General features: G+C 71.9%; 4 protein-coding genes. 1 reads left to right on the top strand and 3 read right to left on the bottom strand.

Annotated elements, in window-relative coordinates; genetic code table 11:
- Positions 1–135 precede the first annotated feature (135 nt).
- The 3 genes from ACTHLI_RS09260 to ACTHLI_RS09250 all read right to left on the bottom strand — a co-directional run bounded on the left by ACTHLI_RS09260 (position 136) and on the right by ACTHLI_RS09250 (position 2,954).
- Positions 136–1,437, bottom strand: a complete 1,302-nt coding sequence (locus ACTHLI_RS09260) for an ABC transporter substrate-binding protein (protein WP_440182965.1) — start codon at positions 1,435–1,437, stop codon at positions 136–138.
- Positions 1,438–1,576: 139 nt separating this feature from the next.
- Positions 1,577–2,620, bottom strand: coding sequence for a LacI family DNA-binding transcriptional regulator (locus ACTHLI_RS09255; protein ID WP_440182963.1), 1,044 nt, complete (start codon positions 2,618–2,620; stop codon positions 1,577–1,579).
- Positions 2,621–2,744: 124 nt separating this feature from the next.
- A complete protein-coding gene (locus tag ACTHLI_RS09250) occupies positions 2,745–2,954 on the bottom strand; it encodes a hypothetical protein (protein WP_440182962.1) in 210 nt (69 codons plus the stop codon).
- A gap of 208 nt (positions 2,955–3,162) precedes the next feature.
- Between ACTHLI_RS09250 and metH the strand changes: the two genes are divergently transcribed.
- Positions 3,163–6,693 carry a methionine synthase gene (gene metH / locus ACTHLI_RS09245; protein ID WP_440182967.1) on the top strand — a complete coding sequence of 1,177 codons (3,531 nt, stop codon included), beginning with the start codon at positions 3,163–3,165 and terminating at the stop codon, positions 6,691–6,693.

Here is a 6,693-nt window from a genome sequence, read left to right as displayed (position 1 = left end):
GCCCGTGCATGGGGGGGGGCCGCCCCCACACCCCCCCCCGCGGGCGGGGGGGGCGGGTGGGGCCCCCCCGGGGGGCCCGGGGGGGGGGGGCCGGCGGGTGGCGCCCCCGCGCCGTGGAGATCGGGGCTTCGGCCGTCACTGCTGCGCGTACAGGGTCTTCGCCTGCGACTCGATGTTCGCGAGGTTGACCGAACCGCCCTTGATGAAGCTCAGCATCGCGGGCTCGAGCACGTTGCTCGCCATCGCGGGCAGCGCGTCGCGGTCGAAGAACTGGCTGATCGACTTCGCGTTCGCGATGACGTCGGCCAGCTTCTTCGTGAAGGCCGAGTACCCGGAGGTGTCCGCGTCCTTGGCCGTCATGATGTTCGACTTGTCGACCGAGTAGTACGCCTCCTGCCCGGCGCCCGTGCCCATGAACTGCAGCATGTCCTTGGCCGCCTGGTTCTGCGCGCCCTTCTTCGACAGCATCAGGCCGTCGATCGGCGCCTCGACCGCGTCCGTGCCCTCGACCTTGACGGCCGGGAACGGGAAGAAGTCGATGTCGTTCAGCACGGCCGGGTCGGTGAACTGCTGCGTGATGAACGAGCCGAGGAGCATCATGCCCGCCTGCTTGTTGCCGAGCTTCTGCGCGCCCTCCTGCCAGGTGAGGCCCGCCGCGCTCTTGTCGTAGTAGGGCAGCAGCTCCTTCCAGGTGTCGAACACGTCCTTCACCTGCGAGGAGTTCCAGGACTCCTTGTGCGCGCAGAGGTCGACGTGGAACTGGTAGCCGTTGATGCGCATGTTCAGGTAGTCGAACGTGCCGCAGGCGGGCCACAGGTCCTTGTCGGTGAAGGCGACCGGGATGATGCCCTTCTTCTGCATCTGCTTGCAGAGGGAGATCAGCTCGTCCCACGTGCCGGGCACGGACCAGCCGTTCGACTGCCACACGGACTTCCGGTAGAAGAAGCCCCACGGGTAGTTGTAGTTCGGCACGAAGTACTGCTTGCCGTCCGCGCCCGTCGACGCCTTCTTCAGCGCGTCGGAGAAGTTGCTGCCGATCTTGCTCCAGACGTCGCTGACGTCGCCGACGAGCCCCTTCTTCGCGATGTACTGCATGCGGTAGCCGGCGAACCAGGTGAAGGCGTCGTCCGGGCTGCCCTGCAGGTAGTTGGTGATCTTGTCCTGGAACGAGTTGTGGTCCGAGACGTTCGTCGTGACCTTGTCCTTCGACTTCTTCTCGAAGGCGGAGACGAACGCGGCGTACGCCTTCTTCGGCACCGGGTCGGACGCGTTGGACCCGAACGTGAGGCTGCCGCCGCCCCCGCCGCTGCCGCCCGAGCCGCCGCTCGAGCAGGCGGCCAGCAGGCCGGCGCCTGCGAGCGAGACGGCGCCGATCCCGGCGGTGCGGATGAGACTGCGGCGGTCGATCTCGAACCGGCCGGACGGCATGCCTGCCATGAACCCACTCCTTCGTGCGTTTTCACGTGCCGTGGCCAGGACGCACCGCGTACGGTGCGCGACCTCCGCTGGCCTCGGTCACAGTCGATGCGAAACGTTCACATCGACAGCGGCATCTTCGCGCCGGCTCGTCGGCGAGTCAAGCGGAACGCGCGGCGTGCGTCGCGATCGTGACCTGCGCGGTGCTGTCGCGGACCACGAGGTGGGGCAGCACGCGGGGGTGCGGGACGGGCCGGACGGTCTGCTCGATCTCGTCGATCAGCGCCGCGATGGCGCGGCGCCCGAGCTCGCCGAAGTCCTGCCGCACGGTCGTGAGCGCGGGCCGCAGATGCCGGGCGAACGGCACGTCGTCGAAGCCGACGACGGAGAGGTCCTCCGGTACGCGGAGCCCGAGATCCGCGGCGGCGGCGAGCAGGCCGACGGCCATCTCGTCGTTCGTGGCGAAGACCGCGGTCGGTCGCTCCCGGTCGAGCACCTCGAGGGCGATCGCGCGGCCGCTGTCGGCCGTCCAGTCGCCTCCGGGCGCGAGGAGCGGCTCGAGCCCGTGCTCGCGCATGATCGCCTCGTAGCCGGCCTGCCGCTGCTCGGCCTCCGCCCAGCCGGACGGCCCGGGGAGGTGGAGGATGCGCCGGTGCCCGAGGGCGAGGAGGTGCCGGACCGCGAGCCGCGCGCCCTCCTGCTGGTCGAACCCGAAGTCGAGCGCCTCGTCGGGGCGGCCCTGGAGGGTCAGCACCGGCACGGTGGCGCCGCTCTGCCGCACCGCCTCCCGCGCACGGTCCTGGGGCGCGATGGCGACGATGCCCTCGACGCCGTGCATGAGCAGCGCGTCGAGCCCCTCGACGATGTCGCCGGGGTCGTCGCTCGCGTTCGGGACCGTCGTCACGGTGTAGCCGCGCTCCCTGGCCGCGTCGACGATCGTGATGAACGAGCTGAACGGCCCGTGCAGCGCTCGCGCCGTGAGCAGCACCCCGATCGTGTGGTTGCGCGAGGTGACGAGCGCCCGGGCGGCCCGGTTCGGCCGGTAGCCGAGGTCCTGGATCGCGGCCTGGACCCGGTCGACGGTGTCCGGCCGGAGGCTCGGGTGCTCGTTCAGGACGCGCGAGACGGTCTGGTAGGAGACGCCCGCCTTCTCGGCGACGTCCCGGATCGAGGGCGGCCTGATCCGCCCCTCGTGCTCACGCATGGGCCTCCTCGTGCTTCCGGAGCGCCGATGGCCCGATCGTACGTCGTGGGCCATGGTGGCCTCGGGAACGGCGGGGCGCAACGGCCTGCGGGCACCTGCGTGTCGCGGAACCGAACCGGCCCGGCTACAGCACGAAGGGGTCGGCGCCGGCGCGCAGCCGCCACAGCGCCGCAGGCAGCACGAGCGGCTGGAGGTAGGGCTCCGCGGCGGCGCACAGGCGGTCCCACTCCGCCTCGACCACGTCGAGGATGGCGAGACGGGGCACGTCCGGCACCAGGTGCGCGATGCGGTCCACGATCCGCAGGATGTCCACGTCGTCCTCGCTCCGTCGCATGTCGAACCCCGTCGTCCGTCTGGCCGTGCCGGCCCTCTCCATTCTACCGCCGGTAGAGGTTGCGACGGGTTGCGGACCTGGCCTCGATCGCAACGTCATCGAACCGGGTCGGCGCCCGTTCGCCGGTAGCGTGCTCACGGTGATCGAGGCGCTCGTGGCCCGGGAGGAGGCGACGCTCCCCGACCGATCGGCGGCGCTGCTCGCCGCGATGCGGGAGCGGGTCGTCGTCGCGGACGGCGCGATGGGCACGATGCTGCAGCGCGCCGAGCTGACGCTCGACGTCTTCCGGCAGCTCGAGGGCTGCAACGAGATCCTCAACGTCACGAGACCGGACGTCATCGGCGCGATCCACGACGCGTACCTCGAGGTCGGGGTCGACGCGATCGAGACGAACACGTTCGGGGCGAACTGGTCGAACCTCGCCGACTACGGCATCGACGACCGCATCGAGGAGCTCGCGCGGGCCGGCGCGGCGATCGCCCGGGAGCGCGCCGAGGCGCACGGGACCGACGGCCGCCCGCGGTGGGTGCTCGGCTCGATCGGGCCGGGGACGAAGCTGCCCAGCCTCGGGCACGTGACCTACGCGCACCTGAAGGCGACGTTCGCACTGCAGGCGAAGGGGCTCATCGACGGCGGCGCGGACGCGTTCCTGATCGAGACGAGCCAGGACCTGCTGCAGACGAAGGCGGCCGTCAACGGGTGCAAGGTCGCGATCGCGGAGACCGGCGTGCGGCTGCCGATCCTCGCCGAGGTGACGATGGAGGCGACGGGCACGATGCTCGTCGGCAGCGAGATCGGCGCGGCCCTCACCGCGCTCGAGCCGCTCGGCCTGGACGCGATCGGCCTGAACTGCGCGACCGGCCCCGATCTCATGAGCGAGCACCTCCGGCACCTCGCGAAGCACGCCTCCATCCCGCTCATCTGCATGCCGAACGCGGGCCTCCCCGTCCTCGGCGCGCACGGCGCCGAGTACCCGCTCACCCCCGCGGAGCTCGCGACCGCGCACGCGCAGTTCGTGCGGGAGTTCGGCCTCGGGCTCGTCGGCGGCTGCTGCGGCACGACGCCCGAGCACCTCCGCGCCGTCGTGGAGCGCGTCAGGGCGGCCGCGCCGGCGCCGCGTCCCGTCGCACCCGAGCCGGCGGTCGCGAGCCTGTACCAGTCCGTCGAGCTCGACCAGGACGCCTCCTACCTCGCGATCGGCGAGCGGACGAACGCGAACGGGTCGAAGGCGTTCCGCACGGCGATGCTCGAGGGGCGCTGGGACGACTGCGTGGAGATCGCGAAGGCGCAGACCCGCAGCGGCGCGCACCTGCTCGACGTCTGCGTCGACTACGTCGGCCGCGACGGGGTCGCGGACGCGCAGGAGGTGTTCTCGCGGTTCGCGAGCGCCAGCACACTGCCGCTCGTCGTCGACTCGACCGAGCCGGCGGTGCTGCGGGCCGGGCTCGAGCTGATCGGCGGTCGGCCGGTCGTCAACTCGGTCAACTTCGAGGACGGCGACGGCCCGGGATCCCGGTACCGCCGCATCATGGCGCTGGTCCAGGAGCACGGGGCGGCGGTCGTCGCGCTCACCATCGACGAGCACGGGCAGGCCCGCACCGCGGACGACAAGGTCCGGATCGCGGAGCGGCTCATCGCCTCGCTGACCGGCGAGTACGGCCTGCGGATCGCCGACATCCTCGTGGACTGCCTGACCTTCCCGGTCGCGACCGGGCAGGAGGAGACGCGCCGCGACGCGATCGAGACGATCGAGGCGATCCGCCGTCTCCACGAGGCGCACCCGGACCTGCACTTCACGCTCGGTGTCTCGAACGTGTCGTTCGGGCTCAACCCGGCCGCGCGGATCGTGCTCAACTCGGTGTTCCTGCACGAGGCCGTGGCGGCGGGGCTCACCTCCGCGATCGTCGACGCGGCGAAGATCGTGCCGCTCGCGTCGCTCCCGGACGAGCAGCGGCGGGTGGCGCTCGACCTCGTGCTGGACCGCCGCGAGTTCGACGCGGACGGCGCCGTGACCTACGACCCGCTCGAGCGGATGCTCGACCTGTTCGCCGGGGTCGACGCCGCGGCGCTGCGCGACCAGCGCGCTGCCGAGCTGGCCTCCCTGCCCGTCGGGGAACGGCTCGAGCGCCGCATCATCGACGGCGAGGGGAAGGGGCTCGCGGAGGATCTCGCCCTCGCGCTCACGGAGCGGTCCGCGCTCGACATCGTCAACGTCCACCTCCTGGAGGGCATGCGGGTCGTCGGCGAGCGGTTCGGCGCGGGTGAGATGCAGCTGCCGTTCGTGCTGCAGTCCGCCGAGGTGATGAAGCAGGCGGTCGCGCTGCTCGAGCCGCACATGGAGCGCACGGACACCGCCGGTCGCGGCCGGATCGTGCTCGCCACGGTGCGCGGCGACGTGCACGACATCGGCAAGAACCTCGTCGACATCATCCTGTCCAACAACGGCTACGACGTCGTGAACCTCGGCATCAAGCAGCCGATCGCGGACATCATCGCGGCGGCGGAGGCGCACCGTGCCGACGTGATCGGGATGAGCGGCCTGCTCGTGAAGTCCACCGTGGTGATGAAGGAGAACCTCGAGGAGCTCGCCGCCCGCGGGCTCGCCGAGCGCTGGCCGATCATCCTGGGCGGCGCGGCGCTGACCCGCAGCTACGTGGAGGACGACCTCGCGAGCGTCTTCCCCGGGCAGGTGCGGTACGCCAGGGACGCATTCGAGGGGCTCGCCCTGATGGAGCCGCTCGTCGCGATCGCCCGTGGCGCCGATCCGGAGGCGGTGGGGCTGCCGCCGCTGAAGCGCCGCCGCACCGCCAGGACGCAGCTGGTGGAGACCGCCGAGGAGGCGATGCCGGCGCGCTCCGACGTCGCGCGCGACGTGCCCGTCCCGGCGCCGCCGTTCTGGGGCACGAGGATCGTGACCGGCATCGCCCTCGCCGAGTTCGCGGCGTTCCTCGACGAGCGCGCGACGTTCATGGGGCAGTGGGGGCTGAAGCCCGGCCGCGGCGACGGCGGCGCCTCCTACGAGACGCTCGTCGAGACGGAGGGGCGCCCGCGCCTCCGGTACTGGCTCGACCGGATCCTCGCGGAGGGGCTGCTCGACCCGTCGGTCGCCTACGGGTACTTCCCCGCGGTGTCGGAGGGGGACGACGTCGTCGTGCTGCACCACGCCGACGACCCGGACGGGGTGCTCGGCGTGCCGGGGCTGCTCGCGCCCGACGGCGGGTCGGGCGGCCCGCTCGGGACGGAGCGGCTGCGCTTCACCTTCCCGCGGCAGCGCCGCGACCGGCACCTCGACCTCGCCGACTTCATCGCGGCGCGCGACTCTGGCCGGGTGGACGTGCTGCCGCTGCAGCTCGTCACGGCGGGCAACCGCGTGTCCCAGGCGACCGCGCGGCTGTTCGCCGACGACCGCTACCGCGACTACCTCGAGCTGAACGGGCTCGCGATGCAGCTGACCGAAGCGCTCGCCGAGTTCTGGCACGCGCGCATCCGGGCCGAGCTCGGGTTGGCGGGCGAGGACCCGGACGACGTCGAAGGGCTCTTCAAGCTGCACTACCGGGGGGCGCGGTTCTCGCTCGGCTACCCGGCGTGCCCCGACATGGCGGACCGCACGAAGGTCGTCGAGCTGATGCGGCCGGAGCGGATGGGCGTCGTGCTCTCGGAGGAGCTGCAGCTGCACCCGGAGCAGTCCACCGACGCCTTCGTCTTCCACCACCCCGAGGCGAAGTACTTCTCGGTCTGA

It is taken from the genome of Amnibacterium sp. (assembly GCF_051956055.1).
In the GTDB taxonomy this organism is placed as follows: Bacteria; Actinomycetota; Actinomycetes; order Actinomycetales; family Microbacteriaceae; genus Amnibacterium.
The sequence above is the reverse complement of the archived record's forward strand: the minus strand, read 5'-3'. Positions and strand labels throughout refer to the sequence as shown.

Bases quoted from the DNA above. Each gene is read 5' to 3' on its own strand.
- ACTHLI_RS09255 (WP_440182963.1), bottom strand. From the start codon at position 2,620: ATGCGTGAGCACGAGGGGCGGATCAGGCCGCCCTCGATCCGGGACGTC.
- ACTHLI_RS09260 (WP_440182965.1), bottom strand. From the start codon at position 1,437: ATGGCAGGCATGCCGTCCGGCCGGTTCGAGATCGACCGCCGCAGTCTC.
- metH (WP_440182967.1), top strand. From the start codon at position 3,163: ATGCGGGAGCGGGTCGTCGTCGCGGACGGCGCGATGGGCACGATGCTG.
- ACTHLI_RS09250 (WP_440182962.1), bottom strand. From the start codon at position 2,954: ATGCGACGGAGCGAGGACGACGTGGACATCCTGCGGATCGTGGACCGC.